Here is a 16,754-nt window from a genome sequence, read left to right as displayed (position 1 = left end):
CTAGCCATCGGACCCGGCCACCCAGGCGGCTCCGCGCGCCCATGCCAAGTCCAGGTCATCGCGGTTTTTCAGCACCGAACCCCAGGTCTGGTCCACAGCCGCAGCATCCAGACGCCCCACGCCCAGCATTGTCAGCGCCGCCACCCAGTCGATGGCCTCGGCGATGCCCGGCGGTTTTGCCATGTCCAGGGAACGCAGCCGGGTGATGGCGGCGGCCGCGCCCAGGGCGAGCGGCGCAGAACTGCCGGGGACCCGGCGTCGGACGATTTCAGCGATGCGCTCCGGCGCCGGGTAGTCAATCCAGTGGTAGAGGCAGCGCCGGGTCAGGGCATCGTGCAGGTCCCGGGTCCGGTTGCTGGTCAGCACGACGATGGGAGGGTGCGTGGCGCTGATTGTGCCCAGTTCCGGGATGGTCACCGCCGCCTCGGCCAGCAGTTCGAAGGTGAACGCCTCAAACTCGGCGTCGGCCCGGTCGATCTCGTCCAGCAGCAGGACGGCCGGGCGCGGGCCGGGGTGTTCGATCGCCTTGAGCAGGGGACGGCGGAGCAGGTACTGCTCGCTGAACAGGTCTTCTTCGCCCAGCTCCCTGTCACGGACCTCGGCCAGCCGAATGCCCAGCAGCTGGCGCTGGTGGTTCCACTCGTAGAGGGCCTCTGAAGCGTCGATGCCCTCGTAGCACTGCAGCCGGTACAGCGGGGTGTCCAGCACCCTCGCCAGCGCCTTCGCGGCCTCCGTCTTTCCGACGCCGGCCTCACCCTCAAGCAGGATGGGTTGCGGCAACCGGATGGCAAGGAACAAGGCGGTGGCCAGTCCGACGTCGGTCAGGTAGTCGCCGTCGTCAAGGGTCGCTGCCAGCGACTGGACATCAGGGATCAGCTGCTGCACCTCGCCCTCGGCACCGGAGCGGGCCGCCCCGCTCATCCGGCACCGCCCTGCCCGGCCAGCAGCCGCAAGTAGTCATCCTCGGTGTCCACATCGGGCGGGATTGGGCCAGGCACGGGGACTTCAACGACATCGGCGGCCCGCTGCTCGAGCAGTTTCCAGACACCTTTGTCCCCGTGCAGGCCCGAAAGTGCCGCGAAGACGGTGCTGTCGAACGCGAACGGGTGGCCGATGCCGTCGGCATAACGGCACACGGCAAGGGGCGCATCGCCACGGCCTTCGAGCAGCCGGTGCACGGTTGCGGCCGTGACGCCCGGTTGGTCGCCCAGCAGGAGAACTAGCACCTCCGTGTCCGGGTGCAGGGAGGGGAGGGCAGCCGCGATCGACGACGAGCACCCCGTGCTGTAGTTGGGGTTCTCCACGACAGTGCAGCCACTGGTGTCCACTACCGCCCGCACCTCATCTCCGGAACCGCCCAAAGCCACCACAACCTGGTCCGCTCCGCTGCCTCGGGCCGTGGCCAGGGCTGCGTCCAGCAACACACCGCCGGTGTAGGGCAGGAGCTGTTTTGGCCTGCCCAGCCGTCGCGACGCCCCGGCGGCCAACACCAGGACGGCCACCCGGTGTTCAGTGGACTGTGGCATAACGGCCTGGATCCGCCAGGAACGCCTTTTTGCATCCGGGGGCGCAAAAGTACACGCGCACACCATCGTGATCGGTGTGCAGGCTGGCTTCGACGGCGGCGACGCTCATGCCGCAGATGGGGTCGATGGCGCTGGCCGGTGCCGCGGGGCTTGCAGTGTCCGCGGCACCGTTTGTGGAGTTGGTTCTCGCCCCGGTGCCGTCGTCTGCGCCGGTGGTTCCTGCCCGTGCTCCTGCCCCTGCACGTGCAGCGGCCCGTGCGGCGACAAGCTCGGCGAGGATCGACAATGCGATTTCGGCCGGCGTCTGTCCGCCCAAGGGGATCCCTGCCGGACTATGAACGCGCTCTCGCAGGCCGTCGTCGACCTCGAGTGAGGCCAGAACGGCGGCACCGCGCTTTTCACTGGCGACCAGGGCGATGTAGGGCACGCCGGCCCGGAGCGCGGCTTCCAGTGCTGGCTCTTCCTCCCGGCCGTGCGAGGCCACGATGAGAGCGGCATCATCGGCCCGGGGATCGGCTGCGGTTCCGGCAGTGAGCTGCACATCGAAGTCAAGGACGGCGCCCAGTGCCGACAGCGCCTCGGCGACCGGGGTTGTGCCGACAACCAGCACCCGGGGGGCCGGCAGCTGGGGTTCGAGGAAGATCTCAATGGTGCCACCACTCAGGCACGGGTTGGTGACTTCTACCGCGCCCTCCTGGTGGACATGGGAAGGCTCGCCCGGCACCACCCGCAACAACAGGGGCTCCTTGGTTGCCAGCGACTGCAGCCCGTACTCGCGCACGGACGCCTCCACGCACGTGCCCCCGAGAAAGCCGTCAATGTCCCCGTTGGGCAGCACCAGGGCGGTGTTGCCGGCATGCGCGCTGGTGGGGCGCATGGCGCGCACAACGGTGGCGCGCACGAAAGGCTCCCGCCGCTCCTTGAGTTCTTCGGCCCGTGCCGCACGGGCATCCTCATTGCTTTTCATTTAGACCGGCGGCCTTGGCCGGCCCTGCATGGCAGCCCACACCCTGGCGGGCGTGCACGGCATGTCCATGTGGGTGACTCCGTACGGTGCCAGGGCGTCAACGATGGCATTGACCAGGGCCGGCGGGGATCCGACAGTGGCAGACTCGCCGATGCCCTTGGCCCCAATCGGGTGGTGCGGGGAGGGTGTGACGGTGTACCCGGTCTCCCAGTCCGGGACTTCCATGGCTGTGGGGATCAGGTAGTCCATGAACGAACCGCTGAGGCAGTTTCCGTCCTCGTCGAAGGCAATGATTTCCATCAGCGCCATCCCCACGCCGTCGGTCAGGCCGCCGTGCACCTGGCCCTCGATGATCATTGGGTTGATCCGTGTCCCACAGTCATCGACGGCGATGAAGCGGCGCACCTTGACGTGGCCGGTGCCGGGGTCAATGTCGACGACGGCGATATAGGCGCCGAATGGGAAGGTCAGGTTGGGCGGGTCGTAAGTGACCTCGGCGTCGAGGTTCCCGTCGATCCCGTCGGGCAGGGTGAGTGTGCCGTGCGCACCGAGGGCGATTTCGGTGATCGTCTTGCCTGCCGAAGGATCGCCCTTGACGAACCAGCGGCCCTTCTCCCATTCCAGGTCCTCGGCCCGGGTCTCCAGCATGGCCGCGGCGATGAAACGGGCCTTGTCCCGCACCTTGCGCGAGACCATGGCGACGGCGCCGCCGCTGACCGGGGTGGACCGGCTGCCGTACGTGCCCAGCCCGAACGGGGTCTGGTCGGTGTCGCCGTGAACCACGTCAATGTCTTCCGGCGGGATGCCCAGCTCCTCGGCGACGATTTGGGCGAACGTTGTCTCATGGCCCTGGCCCTGGGACTGGACGGAGATGCGCACCACGGCTTTTCCGGTGGGGTGAATGCGCAGCTCGGCGCCGTCGGCCATGCCCAGGCCCACAATGTCGAAGTGCTTGCGCGGGCCGGCGCCCACAGTTTCGGTGAAGAAGGAGATCCCGATCCCCATGAGTTCCCCGCGCTCCCGCTTTTCCTTCTGTTCGCGCCGGAGTTCCTCATACCCGGCCATTTCCATGGACAGCCGCATGGCCGGCTCGTAGTTGCCCGAGTCATACTCCCATCCGGTCTTGTTCTTGTAGGGGAACTGCTCGGGCTTGATGAAGTTCTTCAGCCGCAGCTCGGCCGGATCCATGTCCAGCTTCCGGGCCAGGATGTCCACCATCCGTTCCACGAGGTAGACGGCCTCGGTGACACGGAAGGAGCAGGCGTAGGCCACGCCGCCGGGGGCCTTGTTGGTATAGACGCCGGTGACCTTGCAGTGCGCGGCGGCCAGATCGTAGCTGCCGGTGAAGATGTGGAAGAAGCCGGCGGGATTTTTCGTCGGTTGGGCCGTGGCATTGAACGCGCCGTGGTCGGCCAGGACGTTGGTGCGCAGGGCCAGAATCTTCCCGTCCTTGGTCGCCGCGATCTCGCCCTGCATGATGTAGTCGCGGGCAAAGGAGGTTGACATCAGGTTCTCTGAGCGGTCCTCAACCCACTTCACCGGCCGGCCCGTGACGATCGAGCCAACCACGGCCAGAATGTATCCGGGGTAAATGCCCACCTTGTTGCCAAAGCCGCCGCCAATGTCGGGGGAGACCACCCGGATCTTGTGTTCGGGGATGCCGGCCACCATGGCAAACAGCGTCCTGTGGGCGTGCGGGGCCTGAGTTGTCTCGTACAGCGTGAGCCGGCCGTCGACGGCGTCGAAGTCGGCGACGGCGCCGCACGTTTCCATGGGTGCCGGGTGGACCCGCGGGTACACGAGTTCCTGGGCCACCACGACGTCGGCACTGGCGAAGACAGCGTCAGTCTCGGCCGCGTCCCCGGCCTCCCAGTCAAAGATGTGATTGTCGGTGCGGCCCGGGAGGTCGTCGCGGATGACGGGGGCGCCGTCGTCCAGGGCCTTGCGGGCATCCATGACAGGGGGCAGCATCTCATAGTCGACGTCGATCAGCTCCAGTGCGTCGCGGGCGGCATACCGGTCCTCGGCAACAACAAACGCGACTTCCTGACCCTGGAAGCGGACCTTGTCGGTGACCAGAACCGCCTGCACATCAGCGGACAGCGTTGGCGCCCATGCCAGGTTGAGGGCTTCAAGGTTCTTGCCGGTAATGACGGCCAGGACTTTCGGGTGGGCCAGCGCCTCGCTCGTGTCGATGGACACCAGCCGGGCGTGGGCGACGGGCGCGCGCAGGATGGCTCCGTGGAGCATGCCGGGCAGGACGATGTCGTCAACGTAGGTGCCCTTGCCCCGAACAAACCGCGGGTCCTCCTTGCGTTGCATGCGGCCGTAGCCGACGGGCCGGTCCGGATCCCCAGCCGCCGGGTTCGGTGCATGTTCAGAGACGGTGGTCATGCCTTCACATCCTCGGTGGTGGGCGAATCCTCGGGTTCTCCGGCTTCACTGCTCAGTGGGTGGTTGGCGGCCCATTTCACGGAACGGACAATGGTGGCGTAGCCGGTGCACCGGCAGATCTGCCCGGAGATGGCCTGGCGGATCTCGGTGTCATCCGGATGCGGGTTGCGGTCCAGCAGTGCCCGGGCGGTGAGCATCATGCCGGGAGTGCAGAAGCCGCACTGCAGGCCGTGTTCCTCCATGAAGCCCTGTTGCACCGGATCGAGCACTGCGCCGTCCGCCAAACCTTCCACTGTGCGGATGTCATGGCCGTCGGCCATGGCCGCCAGCACCGTGCAGGACTTGACCGGTTGGCCGTCCATGAGCACCACGCAGGTGCCGCAGTTGGAGGTGTCGCAACCCCAGTGGGTGCCTGTCAGCCCCAGAACCTCGCGGATGAAGTGGACGAGCAGGACGCGGGGTTCAACCTCGCGGGTAACCTCGTCCCCGTTCATGATCATGCTGATCTGCATGGTCTTCAACCTTCCTGGGCTTGTGTCAGGGTTTGTGCCGCACGGGCACTGGCACGCCGCAGGACCCTGCGGGTGAGTTCGTCTGCCAAGTGGCGTTTATAGTCGACCGGGCCGCGCTGGTCTTCGACGGGGCGGCAGGCGGCGGCTGCCAGACGCCCGGACTCCGCGAACAATTCCTCCCCGGGCGGCTGTCCGCGAAGCGTCTCTGCCACCGATGGGACAGTGCCGTCGAGCCCGACGGCGGTCAGGCCGACGGCGGCGTCGCCGATGAGTCCGTCCGGGGCAAGTGTCACAGTGGCACCTGCCGCAACGACGGCCCAGTCACCAACCCGGCGCTCAACCTTTACATAGGAGCTTGAGGAGTGCCTGCTAATGGGAAGGCGGATCTCGCACAGGAGTTCATCCGGTGCAACAGCCGTCTCGTAGGGTCCTTTGTGGAACTCCGCCATCGGCACCAGCCGTTCACCGCCGGGTCCCCTGATGACGGCGACCGCAGCCAGGACATCGCAGACTGTTGAAAGGTCTTCCGCCGGGTCGGCTTGGCACAGTGAGCCGCCGAGGGTGCCGCGGTTGCGCACCACCGGATCTGCAATCACCTGCTCAGCCTCGCGGATGATGGGAAAGTGGCGCGCCACCTCCTCCGACTCGAGGAGGGTTGTGTGGCGGACCAGCGCCCCAATGCACAGGGTGTCGCCGTTGCGGTGGATGAAGTCAAGCTCGGCGAGGTTGTTGATGTCGATCAGCCATTCGGGCCGGGCCAGCCGCAACTTCATCATGGGCAACAAGCTGTGCCCTCCCGCCACGACCCGGGACTCTGGTCCATGGCGTTTGAGAAGCATGATCGCATGGGCCACATCAGTGGCGCGTTCATAGTCAAACGGAGCCGGAATCTGCACAATCCACCCCTTGCATCGCGGGGCCTGGCGGAACGCACGGGTCCCAGTAAAAGCAACCCTTGTCCAACTGTGTCCGGCATGTCAACATCGAGATAAGCGAAAGGTTATGAGGCTATGTCGATGACGTTGAGACAGCTGCTGACTTTTAGCATGGTGGCCGAATTAGGGTCCTTGCGCGCGGCAGCGGCAGCTTTGGGGATCAGCGAGCCGGCAGTTTCCTCCGCGCTGGCGGCCTTGCGCCGCGACCTCGGCGATGTCTTGTTTGTTCGGGCAGGCGGCGGAATTGCCCTGACGGAGGGAGGCCGGGCACTTGCCGTGCACGCGGAAGAGCTCGTGGGGCTCGCCGAAGCGATTCGCCGCGATGTGGCCCAGGCTCGGCACTCCGTCGGCGGGCTGCGGGTGCTGGCAACGGCTGCGTTTGCCGAGCATGCGGCGGGCCGCCTTTTGGACGTCTTCATCGGGCGCATGCCCGGCGCCCTTTTGGAGGTTGTGGTTGAGCCTGCTGTGGATGTGCCGGCCCTGCTCACCCGCCGTTCCTACGACATTGCCCTGGGCGCGCGGCCGGAGGCGGCGGTCATGGCCGGGGTGGAGAGCCTGCCGATCCTGAGGTACAGCCGGGTGCTGGTTGCCGCGCCCTCACACCCGCTGGGCAGGGCGCACGGCCAGGTCGCTGCGCCCCGGCTGCGTGAACACCAATGGTTTTCCGGACCCCGCGGCATCGAGGATGCCACCGAGGAGGGGCGGTGGCTGGCGGCCGGCGGAAACACGCCAAACATGGTGGCACTAACCAGTGAAACGGCTGCCCTCGCAGCCGTCAGGTCCGGGGAAGGAGTCATGCTGGCCCTGGAACACGTGGTGCGCACCGAGCTGCGCACGGGCGCCCTAGTTGCCGTGGCGAGCGCCGGAATGCCGATTGTCGGGATGTGGTGGACGAGCATGCTGGACCGCGGCCGGTCAACGGGCGCCGCACGGGAGCTGCAGCATTTCGCCACCACGGCTGCGGCAACCGCTGCCATGGTGGCCCAGCGGGGGTCCCGGGGCCTGGCACACCGTGGCTCAAAAGTTCATGTGGCGCTGTGGAGCTGACGGGCCGGCCTCCACCAAAACCCTCCCTCACCTTCTGGGGAATTTTCCCGGACGCGCCCTCTCTAATGTGGTTTTCCCGAACATTCATGCAGCAGGCCCCGGTTTCCAAGGTTCACATTGCTGCGTGGCCAGAGCCTGCATCTAGTTGCACTTATTGTAACTAGATGCAAAGCTTGAGATATGGATAAGCAACAGGATGACACGCCCGGCTCCGGTGTGGTGACTCGGCAACAGGCCGAGAAACTGCTCGCCTCGATCCCGGCCCCGCCCAAGCGGCAGCTGAAATTGCGCGATCACCTCTATGCGGCCGCGGCAGTTGTCACGGGGTTGCTTTCGGGCTTGCTTGCCATGTCCGGGCATCCCTGGTGGGCGCTCCTTCCCGGGGCAGCAGCGATCGCAGCCTCCAATTTTTGGATCTCGGATCGGAAAGCCCGCCCCAACGAGCCCCGGATCAAGGCCGGACTTATCGCCACCATCGCGTTTACCACGTGGTTGATGCTGCCCATCTGGCGGGGGCTCACGCGCGGCGAGACGGTGCCGTTTCCGGAAGCCTGGATCATTGCCGGGCTGGCCCCGGCCGCGTGGCTGGCCTTTTACCTGCTCCTGTTCTTCCGCAGGGGCAGGAAGCAATGAGCTATCAGGACCTGGACCCCCACCTGCTGGCACCCAAGCGATTTGTCACACTGGCGCACCTGCACCAAGTGGAACAGGCGGACTATCCCGCCCTGCAGGAATCAACCGGGCTGTCCATCACGGACCTCTCCAAAATCATTCGGGACCTAGAGGAGCGCGGCATGGTCGAGGTCAGCAAGGAACGGAAGAACCGTTACGGCCACACGCTGGTGAGGCTAAGCGATACCGGCGAGAGACGGTTCAAGCAACTCCTGAAGAACCTCAACCGAACCATCAACCCGTAGGGCGGGAGTTTCTCGAAGGTTTGAACCACGACGGCGGCACGCACCGACCGCCCCGTCTCACCACTGGGTGGGGTGCTACCACTGGATGTGGAGGAAATCCTGGCGGAGTTTGGCGCCGCGTGCCGGATTCAGGGCAGCGACCCAGGAAATGCGTCCCAGCAGGTGGCCGCGGAAATTAGGGTGCCCATTCCAGTTTTGCGATTCCGGGCCGTGCACGCGGCAGTTGTGGACGATGGCCTTGAGACGGTCAAAGTCGGCGCGGGGAACATTGGTGCGCTCGTTGACCACCACCGAGGTCACACTCTGGCGGACACCGGCCGGGCGCACACGGCTCTTCAAGCGGTTAACACTGTGCCCCTCATCGTCAATGATCGCGGTGGCGGCCCGCACGAATGCATCCGCGCGCCGCGCCATGTCGCGGCCGCCGCTGAAGGCGAGGTCGTCGGCGTACCTGGTGTAGCCGCCGTCGAACTTTTCAGCCAGGCCAGCAAGGCGCGAATCCAGCCGGCGCAGGGACAGGTTCGCGAGCGTGGGCGAGGTGGGGGCGCCCTGTGGAAGGTGCGGTAAGGAGAGGGCCTGGCGCAGCGCAAACCGCTCGGCAGCGTCCCCGCCAGCAGGCATTTGGGCAAGTACCCGCGGCGGAACCACGTGAGTGAGCATGCCCGTCAACCGGTGTGCCACGGCTTCCGTGAAGCCTGACTGCCGCAACGTGCCGAACACGCGCCCGGCCGTGACCTTGGCAAAAAAGGACACCAAATCCAGGTTCAGCACCACGTCCCGCCCGGTGTGCTGGGCCGCTCCTGTGACGGCGCTGCGGCCCGGCACAAACCCGTGCGCGGCATCATGAAGCTCCACCGGATAGAGCAGTTCCCGCAGCACGGTGCGCTGGATGGAGCGCAGGCGCGGAGCCGGAATCTCGAGCAGCCGGGGGAGCCTGCCCGGACGGGTCCGCCATTCGTAGCGGTAGTGCTGCAGTTTGCGAGCAGCCGTTCGGTTCCAGTGCTTTGGATCCGCGAACCATTCCAGTTCGCCGCTGCTGAGCTTGAGACGTTGGGCCAGCTCGCCCAGGGTGTCGATCCGGGGTACGCCTGTTTGTCGACGATCACGGGCCGCCGATGGCGCCAACACATAGTTGGTGATCAAGATGGGTTTGCGTTGCTGGGCGGCCTTGGCGACTGCCTCGAGGAAGGCGTCACAGCCGCCGATCATGGCGGCAAGCTCGCGCGGAGCATCCAGCGGCGGGCGCGGATACCCGCGCAATACGTGAGTAACCAGTGGTCCCAGCCAACGCCGTCGTGCTCCCAGAACGTGGGCACCGGCATCTACTAGATCCGTCTTGTGCCACTGCGGGGAAGTCAGAAAGGCTTGAGCCAAGGTTTGCGCGATGGCTGAGTGCGTCGGGCGTGGTGTGCGCTTGAGCGTGGCCGCTGCCATTGTTACTGGCGCTGTCACTGGTGAATTCAGGGATGGAGTCATGAGTGCGATGGCTTCTCCGATGACCTGGCTGTCTGTGCGGGTGCGCTGCTGCGCGGAGCGCAGTGAGGCACCCGCGGTGCATGGATCAGGCAATACTTCGTGCCCCGGGGTAGCCCCGGGGAGGGATGCGCGCCAAAGGACGCTTCCCGCCTCATCGAAGAAACCATCGCATGCCTCCCATGCTAAACGAAGGTTCCAAGAACGCGTTCGACGTCGGCACTTGGGCGGGTGCCGACGTCGAATGTTACGCGATTCTTGAGTCTCGGTGGAGTGCTGGCCGGCTAGCGGTGGGCTAGATGGTCCAGACTAGTTCGCCCAGAAGGGATAGTCGGTGTAGCCGGCCGCGCCTTCGGTGTAGAACGTGGCGAAATCCGGCTCGTTCAGTGGGAGGTCCTCAGCCCAGCGGCGGACCAGATCCGGGTTGGCAATGGCAGGGCGGCCCACCACTACGGCGTCGGCCCACTCGGTCAGGGACCGGGCATCGGCGAGCGTAGTGACGGACTCAAACCCGGTGTTCAACAGCACGGGACCACCAAAACGGGTACGCAGCGTCTGTACCAGGTTCCCCGAAGGATCCTTGTGCAAAATGCTCAGTCCGGCCAGACCCAGAGGGGCGATGCCTTCTACCAGCGCCGAATAGGTGGCTAACGTTTCGGCTGCATCCGTTTCCAGTGCCCCCTGGATGTTGTGCTCGGGTGAGATGCGCAGCCACGTCTTGTCGGCGCCAACGGCCTGGACCACTGCCTGCACGGTTTCAATGACAAAACGCGCACGTTTCGCGGGGCTGCCGCCGTATCCGTCAGTGCGCTGGTTTGATGCAGGGGACAGGAATTCGTGAAGCAGGTACCCGTTGGCTCCGTGGAGTTCCACGCCGTCGAATCCGGCAGCGATGGCATTGAGGGAACCCTGGACGAATTCGCCGACAATGCCAGCCAGTTCGCCTTCTTCTAGTGCGTGGGGGACCGGGTAAGGCGCCTTGCCCTCATAGGTGCGGGTCACGCCGTCGATTGCGATGGCGCTCGGGGCTACTACTTGGCGTCCGCCGTTGGTGTCCGGGTGGGTGACGCGGCCCGAGTGCATGACCTGGGCGATGATGCGCCCACCATCTGCGTGAACGGCGTCGGTGACGCGCTTCCAGCCAGCAATCTGCTCATCGGTGACTAGTCCCGGCTGACGCACGAATGCCTGGCCGGCAAAGCTGGGGTAGACACCCTCGCTGGTCAGCAGGCCCATGGATGCGCGCTGGCGGTAGTACTCAACCACCAAGTCCCCGGGAACACCGTCCACACCGGACCGGGACCGCGTCAGCGGCGCCATGACAACGCGGTTGGGAAGTTCTAAGCTGCCGAGGGTGACGGGGGAAAACAAGTTCAAGGACATCTCCAGAGTTGAGTTGATGGACAACGTCTGGCACAACCTAGAGAATTGGGGCGGTATTCCCTGCGGCCGGGTCACGTCTTTCATGTCACATCTTCGATGCCCCGCAGGAACCGCTGTGGGCCTGGAGAGCATTGGTCCGTTTGGGACTTATTGTTCCAACAGATGGAGGTCCGCTGGGGTGTCGATATCCGAACCATCGGTGTATGGACTGAAATCGACTACATCTACTAGCTCCGGATGTGCGGCGAGGTATGCTCGGGCGCCGGAATCCCCCGTGGCCACCGCTGCTGCTGCGGAGGCATGCTCGGGGGAGAACACCACGGGATTCCCGCGCCGCAACTTACTCCGGTCTGGTACTGCAGAGGTGGCATCCGCAGTGCCGGAGCGCTCAACGCCAGCAGTCATAGAGCCAGCATCTTGGGTACCAGATTCCTCCACACCAGAAGTCGAGCGGTATCCCGCGGCAGTAATGCGTCCGGGCCGGTGCAGGGCGAGCAGAATCTGGATGAGCCCAAAGTTCATTCCCGGCTGGTCCACCAGAGCCACGAGGATGGGCCCACTCTCGGCACCACCTGCGCCATCACTGCCATTAGTACAGCTGCTGCTGAGCACAGCCGTGATCCCTGCGGCAAAGGAGGTACCCATACCTTCTTCCCAGCGTGGGTTCTCCACAATCCGGCAACCTGGGGGCAGGGGAGTGGCCCGCATTTGGGTGGCGCCAGCGCCCACCACCACAAAGACTTCAGCACAGCCACCACGGAGCAGTTCCGCTGCTGCATGTCCAACGAGTGTGGTTCCGCGGAAAGGTAGGAGAGCCTTGGGCCCGAGCCCCAATCTGGTTCCAGCACCTGCTGCCAGCAAAACCGCTACAGTCTGTGTCATGGCTCAACCCTAACGGTCGCCAACATTTAGTGGCGCCCCTGTCCCAACAGTCTCCAGTGTTCTGACGAGCTCAATCCGTGTGAGGGCGTTGCCGCAACTGTTTCGTCGCGGAGCGCTGCTGTTTCGCTGCCTGATGCCTGCGTTTGGATCCCCGGGTGGGCTTGGTGCTCTTGCGGGGAGTAGCTGCGGGGGCCAGCGCCGAAGCCACAAGCACACCCAATTTCTCTAGGGCGATCTCCCGATTGCGCAACTGCGAGCGCTGTTCATGCGCGGCCACCGTGATGACGCCGTCCACGAGCCGTCTGCTGAAGCGTTCAAGCAAACGCACGCGCTGTTCCTCAGACAGCACCGCCGATTCGGCCACGTTCCACAGCAATTCTGCCCGACTATCGGAGGTGTTCACATGCTGACCGCCGGGCCCTGAAGAACGCGAGAACCGCCAGCTGAGTTCGCTGGAGGGAATCGTGAGTGCCGCAGAAACCGTTAAATCCATGCCCCAAGTGTAGGATCCGTCGCTACGTGCCGCTAATCCGGGTTTCGTGTCACCAGCGTGTCACCAATCCGGATTTCATCTCACCACGAGATTTTTTGGTTGTAGTCACCAACAAGCCCTGATCTGTTCGTTAGGGACTGCGTGGTGTCCCGCAAGGGGAACCCGCTGCGGGGCAGGCGCGATGCTCGATCGTCGTCAGTCATGTCGTCCATATTGCGTGAAATGTATATAGCGTAGGGTGCATGGCCGATCTGTACGAGGTCGAGATGGAACCCGAGGTGCGGGCATGGCTGGAAAGCCTCACTGACCGCGACTTTGGTCGTGTCGACTTCCTTGTGGGCCTGCTTGCCGAACACGCCGAGACCCTCAGCGAACCGTATGCTCGCCGTCTAGGCGGGAAGGTTCGCGAGCTGCGGTTCCGTCTGCTCCGCCAGCAGACCAGGGTGACCTATTGGCTGGCACCTGGTCGTCGGGTGGTCTCGCTCACCACGTTCCACAAGACCCGCAGTGCCGAGATGCTCGAGGTTGAACGAGCCATACGAGCGCAGCGGACCTGCGAAGAGTCCCATGGTGCCGCGCATACCATCTACGAACGTGAGGAAAGTTGAAATGAACCCTACGCACAACTCCTATGAAAAGGTCGCACACCATCGCCGAGGCAGTGCGGTCTATCGTGAAGGCTACGGCGAGGCACAGCGGGCGTTCTTGATCGGCCAGGCAGTTCGCGAACGCCGACTTGCGCTGGGTCTGTCACAGACCGAGGTCGCCGCCAGGGCTGGCATGACCCAGTCGGCACTATCCCGGCTTGAGGCTGGCGGAGCAGTGCCCACGATCCCCATACTGGAGCGAATCGCCGTCGCTCTAGACTCCGAGCTCAGCGTGACTATCATTCCGCACGCTGCCTAAACGGGGTCGCAATCACAGGCGCGATCAGGCTTCCGTTGCGGCAACCTCCTACGGGGCGTGGATTCGGGGTTACAGCTGTTCAGCGTTGTAGTCGTATCCAAGCGGCAGTAGATCGCTCGCGAGAATGCTCACGGGCCCTCCTGATGACGTCATAACCACGCGTATGTTCGGGTAGTGGTCGGCAAGGATTTGCCGGTCACGGCCGCAGGGATTCTTCACGCCACGGGCGTGGTTTCCTACGGCCACAATGTGTGTCAGTTCAGTCGCCCCCGCTGCGCGCGCTGCCCCGAGCGCCACCAATTCTGCGCATGGTCCGCCGGTGAAGTGGTAGAGGTTCACCCCAGTGAACATCCGACCATCGGCAGCCCTTACGGCAGCGCCCATGGTGTGAATGCCGTCTTCACCGGGCCCGGCATCGGTGGTTGAATCGATGGTCTTTCTCGCCAGATCAACGAGCGCCTGCTCGACCTTTGAAAGGGGCAGCGCAGATGGTGGAAGCAGGGTAGTCATGTCGAGATCATAATGCTTTGGCAGGTACTTCCAATAGATGAGCAGCACCCGTTAGCGAGCCTTGAATGGTCACTTCCCTGCCTTTGGAACTGTCGCAGCGTCCAGTCAGGGTTTGTTTGAACGGGGAATCCGGCATCGTCCTTTAAGCCGGTCGTTCACCGGAGCAAATGCAGTAGATGTCGGAAATTTTCGAATTGGCGTGTTTCCGCAGCTGCCAGATTCCTTAGGCTTGACCCGACTTATTGCCCGGTGGTTCCCTGATACGGAACAGTGTTTCGAGCGTCTATAGAAGGCCATGGGTAAGTGTCGTGAAACTGAGAATTTATGTGATCGGGGCACGGGCATCCTCGCAGGCCAGCGCGTTTCGCTGGTGACAGGCAGCATGGGAAGCTACACCAAGTCTCACACGCGAAGCCTCGGATGCGCTCCCACGGTGAGGGCCGCCGTCGAACTTCACGAAGGTCACATTCTAGGAAGAGGGGACGTCCCGCACACCGGTGTAAGTGGCATAGCCGGGAGGCCCGGTGAGCTGATAACTGTGCAGCGCGAGGCCTCCAGGTGTGGTGCGGCTGGCGAGCAGTCTCAGCCCGGCGGGTGTGGCGCCGTCGGGGAAGAGTCGGCGGCCACTACCCACCACCACGGGAGCCACCACGAGCCGGAGCTCATCGATCAGCCCTGCTGCGAAGAGTGACTGGGCGAGGGTGGAGCTGCCGTGAATCTGAATTTCTCCGCCTCGGGCGGCCTTGAGTTCCCGGAGTTGGGTGTTGATATCGCCGGAGAGAATGGTGGTGGGATTCCAGGAACCCTCCGTCAGGGTGTTCGAGGCGAGGTATTTGGGCAGGCTGTTCATGCGTGCTGTGAACGGGTCCTGCGGATCGGTGATGAGCGGCCAATCGCGGGCGAAGGCGGTGTAGGTGCGTTGCCCTAGCAGTAAGGCGTCGGCGAGGTCGAGCCACCTCGATGCCTGAGCGATGAAGTCCTGATCCATGTGCGGGACGAACCACCCACCGCGCGTAAAGCCGCCACTGGTGTCTTCATCGGGGGAGCCGGGACCCTGCGATACGCCGTCAAGGCTCACGAATTGCGTCAATGTCAGTTTCATAGCGTTCCTCTAGCGAAATGGTGGTTGGCGCTGATACCGATTGAGCTGGTGTCTTACACATGCTGGTCCACAATCACCGGGTTACCGTCCGGATCGAGAATCACGAAGCTGGCCGGCCCGGTGGAAGCAGGATCCGCCTCGGCCATAAACTCTAGGCCCGCTTCCTTGAGCTGCTGTTGAATTTCACGTACATCGGTAAAAGGGGCGATAGCTTGGGCATCTTGACTCCAGCCCGGATTGAACGTCAACGAGTTCCTTTCAAACATGCCCTGGAACAATCCAATGACGGATTCGCCGTTCTTCATCACGAGCCAGTTCTGCGAAATATCACCCACGTGAGGGTAAATCCGAGCTTTTCCTAAAACGCCACCGACTCTTTGAGGTCCTTGACCGCGAGACTGGCTGAGAATGCTCCGAGTTCCATGGGGGCTCCGCTGATCACGAGAATTCCTTTCGATAATAGCGGCGCCCATGTTCCCCTGTCTGCACAGCTCTGGAGAGATCTGGCCCGCGGGTGCATGATGGGGGTAGGCGAACCCAAATTTCCGCCACTGACCGTTCGCCGCCGGCCACTGTGCCGCTGAGCTGAAGGAGCTGACTGTCATGAATATGTGGGGACTAGCCATTGTCATTGGAGTCATCGTTATTATCACCGTCATCATGGGACTCATCGCCACTCACGGCACCTACGAAAAGCCGCGCCACTAGCGCCCTTCCAAGGCAATTCACACAAACCATGGCGTGCCCCGGGAACCCCCCTACAATTCTGAAAGGCCGCGCCAACGCTACTCTCCTCCAGCTCGGCCCACTGCTCAGCTGGCTCACCGCCAAACTCCCGGACGCATTCCCCCGGGTAGTGGTGGACTAGAACCCGCCCCAAGAAGTACGACGCCGGTCCGCCCTGTTGGGTGCGGCCGGCGCCTTCTTGGTGTTGTCTACTCCCTGACGCCCTCGTAGCGAGGTGTCCACATGGTGGAAGTGGCTTGCGTGGGGCACTACACTAGTGGGGTGCCTCAACTTCAACCCGTCACTGTGTCCATTGCCCGTACCGTCCAGCCCGGCTGTCACCGCCAGTTCGCTGCCTGGGCCTTGGCTGGGCAGGAGCTTGCCCGAGAGTGGCCTGGCTACCTCGGGTCCGGATGGGTTCGCAGCAAACTGGACTCCAATGAATGGCACGTCATGTACCGCTTTTCCGACGCGCAAACACTGCTCGCCTGGGACGATTCGCATGAGCGGAAATGGTGGATGGACGGCAGTGGTGGCCTCATGGAAATCACCCGTGTAGAGCATCGAACGGGAATCGAAGGCTGGTTTGACCAACCCGGAGATGTCTCGATAACGGTTCCAGAAACGGTGGTGCCTCCCCGGTGGAAGCAGGCCATAAGTATCTTCCTGCCATTCCTACCCGTGAGCCTGTTGGCAAATTTCTTGCTGGGGCCAGTCACTAGCGATTGGCCGTTGGCACTGGCCGTTCTGCTAAACGTCTGCATTCTGACGCCGATCATGACCTACCTGATGTTGCCCTTGAGTACGCGCTTATTGCGACCATGGCTCCAAGCACCTCGCCGACAGAAGCGACCGCGCAATAGGCTTTAAACGCATCAGGCTTCAAACCAGAAAGGGCCGGGGCGTCCGCATGTGCGAGCGCTCCGACCCTTTCAGAGTGATTCAGCAGCGATGACCCTGCTGTCTTGTGTCTCTAATGGT

General features: G+C 63.8%; 19 protein-coding genes. 6 read left to right on the top strand and 13 right to left on the bottom strand.

Annotated features, from left to right (window positions below; translation table 11 throughout):
* From AB0P14_RS09440 to AB0P14_RS09415, 6 genes are read right to left on the bottom strand one after another with little or no spacing between them, the layout of a single operon-like run.
* On the bottom strand, positions 1 to 921 hold the full coding sequence (locus tag AB0P14_RS09440; protein WP_363840909.1) for a MoxR family ATPase: 921 nt from the start codon (positions 919 to 921) through the stop codon (positions 1 to 3).
* Positions 918 to 1,526, bottom strand: coding sequence for a nucleotidyltransferase family protein (locus tag AB0P14_RS09435; RefSeq protein WP_363840906.1), 609 nt, complete (start codon positions 1,524 to 1,526; stop codon positions 918 to 920). Before AB0P14_RS09435 ends, AB0P14_RS09440 begins: the two co-directional genes overlap by 4 nt.
* On the bottom strand, positions 1,510 to 2,493 hold the full coding sequence (locus tag AB0P14_RS09430; RefSeq protein ID WP_363840903.1) for an XdhC family protein: 984 nt from the start codon (positions 2,491 to 2,493) through the stop codon (positions 1,510 to 1,512). The genes AB0P14_RS09435 and AB0P14_RS09430 overlap by 17 nt, the downstream gene beginning before the upstream one ends.
* The gene (locus tag AB0P14_RS09425) at positions 2,494 to 4,887 is read right to left on the bottom strand and encodes an aerobic carbon-monoxide dehydrogenase large subunit (protein ID WP_363840900.1); all 2,394 of its coding nucleotides are present in this window, start codon (positions 4,885 to 4,887) and stop codon (positions 2,494 to 2,496) included.
* A complete protein-coding gene (locus AB0P14_RS09420) occupies positions 4,884 to 5,399 on the bottom strand; it encodes a (2Fe-2S)-binding protein (RefSeq protein ID WP_363840897.1) in 516 nt (171 codons plus the stop codon). The genes AB0P14_RS09425 and AB0P14_RS09420 overlap by 4 nt, the downstream gene beginning before the upstream one ends.
* Before the next feature lie 5 nt (positions 5,400 to 5,404).
* A complete protein-coding gene (locus tag AB0P14_RS09415) occupies positions 5,405 to 6,295 on the bottom strand; it encodes a xanthine dehydrogenase family protein subunit M (protein ID WP_363840895.1) in 891 nt (296 codons plus the stop codon).
* A gap of 120 nt (positions 6,296 to 6,415) precedes the next feature.
* Between AB0P14_RS09415 and AB0P14_RS09410 the strand changes: the two genes are divergently transcribed.
* From AB0P14_RS09410 to AB0P14_RS09400, 3 genes are all read left to right on the top strand, one after another.
* Positions 6,416 to 7,381 (top strand): LysR family transcriptional regulator, encoded by a 966-nt coding sequence (locus AB0P14_RS09410; RefSeq protein WP_363840892.1) that lies wholly within the window; start codon positions 6,416 to 6,418, stop codon positions 7,379 to 7,381.
* A gap of 180 nt (positions 7,382 to 7,561) precedes the next feature.
* A complete protein-coding gene (locus AB0P14_RS09405; RefSeq protein ID WP_363840889.1) occupies positions 7,562 to 8,014 on the top strand; it encodes a hypothetical protein in 453 nt (150 codons plus the stop codon).
* The gene (locus AB0P14_RS09400; RefSeq protein WP_363840886.1) at positions 8,011 to 8,298 is read left to right on the top strand and encodes a transcriptional regulator; all 288 of its coding nucleotides are present in this window, start codon (positions 8,011 to 8,013) and stop codon (positions 8,296 to 8,298) included. Before AB0P14_RS09405 ends, AB0P14_RS09400 begins: the two co-directional genes overlap by 4 nt.
* 75 nt (positions 8,299 to 8,373) lie before the next feature.
* Here AB0P14_RS09400 and AB0P14_RS09395 read toward each other — a convergent pair whose 3' ends face one another.
* The 4 genes from AB0P14_RS09395 to arfB form a co-directional block, all read right to left on the bottom strand.
* The gene (locus AB0P14_RS09395) at positions 8,374 to 9,867 is read right to left on the bottom strand and encodes a reverse transcriptase family protein (protein ID WP_363840883.1); all 1,494 of its coding nucleotides are present in this window, start codon (positions 9,865 to 9,867) and stop codon (positions 8,374 to 8,376) included.
* A gap of 213 nt (positions 9,868 to 10,080) precedes the next feature.
* A complete protein-coding gene (locus tag AB0P14_RS09390) occupies positions 10,081 to 11,154 on the bottom strand; it encodes an alkene reductase (protein ID WP_363840880.1) in 1,074 nt (357 codons plus the stop codon).
* 147 nt (positions 11,155 to 11,301) lie between these two features.
* The gene (locus AB0P14_RS09385; protein ID WP_363840877.1) at positions 11,302 to 12,036 is read right to left on the bottom strand and encodes a nucleotidyltransferase family protein; all 735 of its coding nucleotides are present in this window, start codon (positions 12,034 to 12,036) and stop codon (positions 11,302 to 11,304) included.
* 70 nt (positions 12,037 to 12,106) lie between these two features.
* Positions 12,107 to 12,529, bottom strand: coding sequence for an alternative ribosome rescue aminoacyl-tRNA hydrolase ArfB (arfB, locus tag AB0P14_RS09380; protein ID WP_363840875.1), 423 nt, complete (start codon positions 12,527 to 12,529; stop codon positions 12,107 to 12,109).
* Between the two features lie 242 nt (positions 12,530 to 12,771).
* Here arfB and AB0P14_RS09375 point away from each other — a divergent pair, with 242 nt between their 5' ends.
* The gene (locus AB0P14_RS09375; RefSeq protein WP_363840872.1) at positions 12,772 to 13,137 is read left to right on the top strand and encodes a type II toxin-antitoxin system RelE/ParE family toxin; all 366 of its coding nucleotides are present in this window, start codon (positions 12,772 to 12,774) and stop codon (positions 13,135 to 13,137) included.
* A 1-nt stretch (position 13,138) separates the two neighbouring features.
* Positions 13,139 to 13,435, top strand: coding sequence for a helix-turn-helix transcriptional regulator (locus AB0P14_RS09370; protein ID WP_363840869.1), 297 nt, complete (start codon positions 13,139 to 13,141; stop codon positions 13,433 to 13,435).
* A 69-nt stretch (positions 13,436 to 13,504) separates the two neighbouring features.
* Here AB0P14_RS09370 and AB0P14_RS09365 read toward each other — a convergent pair whose 3' ends face one another.
* The 3 genes from AB0P14_RS09365 to AB0P14_RS09355 all read right to left on the bottom strand — a co-directional run bounded on the left by AB0P14_RS09365 (position 13,505) and on the right by AB0P14_RS09355 (position 15,382).
* On the bottom strand, positions 13,505 to 13,945 hold the full coding sequence (locus AB0P14_RS09365; RefSeq protein ID WP_363840867.1) for a cytidine deaminase: 441 nt from the start codon (positions 13,943 to 13,945) through the stop codon (positions 13,505 to 13,507).
* Positions 13,946 to 14,414: 469 nt separating this feature from the next.
* Positions 14,415 to 15,047 (bottom strand): dihydrofolate reductase family protein, encoded by a 633-nt coding sequence (locus AB0P14_RS09360; RefSeq protein ID WP_363840864.1) that lies wholly within the window; start codon positions 15,045 to 15,047, stop codon positions 14,415 to 14,417.
* 53 nt (positions 15,048 to 15,100) lie between these two features.
* Positions 15,101 to 15,382, bottom strand: a complete 282-nt coding sequence (locus tag AB0P14_RS09355) for a VOC family protein (protein WP_363840861.1) — start codon at positions 15,380 to 15,382, stop codon at positions 15,101 to 15,103.
* A 673-nt stretch (positions 15,383 to 16,055) separates the two neighbouring features.
* On the opposite strand from AB0P14_RS09355, the gene AB0P14_RS09350 reads away from it, so the two are divergent.
* A complete protein-coding gene (locus tag AB0P14_RS09350) occupies positions 16,056 to 16,643 on the top strand; it encodes an antibiotic biosynthesis monooxygenase (protein ID WP_363840858.1) in 588 nt (195 codons plus the stop codon).
* Positions 16,644 to 16,754 lie beyond the last annotated feature (111 nt).

Origin of the sequence: Specibacter sp. NPDC078709, assembly GCF_040686795.1 — a bacterium.
Taxonomy (GTDB): Bacteria; Actinomycetota; Actinomycetes; order Actinomycetales; family Micrococcaceae; genus Specibacter.
Note: the sequence above shows the minus strand (reverse complement) of the source record. Positions and strands in the feature narration are given on the sequence as shown.

Excerpts from the sequence above, each read along its gene's own strand:
- AB0P14_RS09440 (WP_363840909.1), bottom strand. The coding sequence starts at position 921 with ATGAGCGGGGCGGCCCGCTCCGGTGCCGAGGGCGAGGTGCAGCAGCTG.
- AB0P14_RS09435 (WP_363840906.1), bottom strand. The coding sequence starts at position 1,526 with ATGCCACAGTCCACTGAACACCGGGTGGCCGTCCTGGTGTTGGCCGCC.
- AB0P14_RS09430 (WP_363840903.1), bottom strand. The coding sequence starts at position 2,493 with ATGAAAAGCAATGAGGATGCCCGTGCGGCACGGGCCGAAGAACTCAAG.
- AB0P14_RS09425 (WP_363840900.1), bottom strand. The coding sequence starts at position 4,887 with ATGACCACCGTCTCTGAACATGCACCGAACCCGGCGGCTGGGGATCCG.
- AB0P14_RS09420 (WP_363840897.1), bottom strand. The coding sequence starts at position 5,399 with ATGCAGATCAGCATGATCATGAACGGGGACGAGGTTACCCGCGAGGTT.
- AB0P14_RS09410 (WP_363840892.1), top strand. The coding sequence starts at position 6,416 with ATGACGTTGAGACAGCTGCTGACTTTTAGCATGGTGGCCGAATTAGGG.
- AB0P14_RS09405 (WP_363840889.1), top strand. The coding sequence starts at position 7,562 with ATGGATAAGCAACAGGATGACACGCCCGGCTCCGGTGTGGTGACTCGG.
- AB0P14_RS09400 (WP_363840886.1), top strand. The coding sequence starts at position 8,011 with ATGAGCTATCAGGACCTGGACCCCCACCTGCTGGCACCCAAGCGATTT.
- AB0P14_RS09390 (WP_363840880.1), bottom strand. The coding sequence starts at position 11,154 with ATGTCCTTGAACTTGTTTTCCCCCGTCACCCTCGGCAGCTTAGAACTT.
- AB0P14_RS09385 (WP_363840877.1), bottom strand. The coding sequence starts at position 12,036 with ATGACACAGACTGTAGCGGTTTTGCTGGCAGCAGGTGCTGGAACCAGA.
- arfB (WP_363840875.1), bottom strand. The coding sequence starts at position 12,529 with ATGGATTTAACGGTTTCTGCGGCACTCACGATTCCCTCCAGCGAACTC.
- AB0P14_RS09375 (WP_363840872.1), top strand. The coding sequence starts at position 12,772 with ATGGCCGATCTGTACGAGGTCGAGATGGAACCCGAGGTGCGGGCATGG.
- AB0P14_RS09370 (WP_363840869.1), top strand. The coding sequence starts at position 13,139 with ATGAACCCTACGCACAACTCCTATGAAAAGGTCGCACACCATCGCCGA.
- AB0P14_RS09365 (WP_363840867.1), bottom strand. The coding sequence starts at position 13,945 with ATGACTACCCTGCTTCCACCATCTGCGCTGCCCCTTTCAAAGGTCGAG.
- AB0P14_RS09360 (WP_363840864.1), bottom strand. The coding sequence starts at position 15,047 with ATGAAACTGACATTGACGCAATTCGTGAGCCTTGACGGCGTATCGCAG.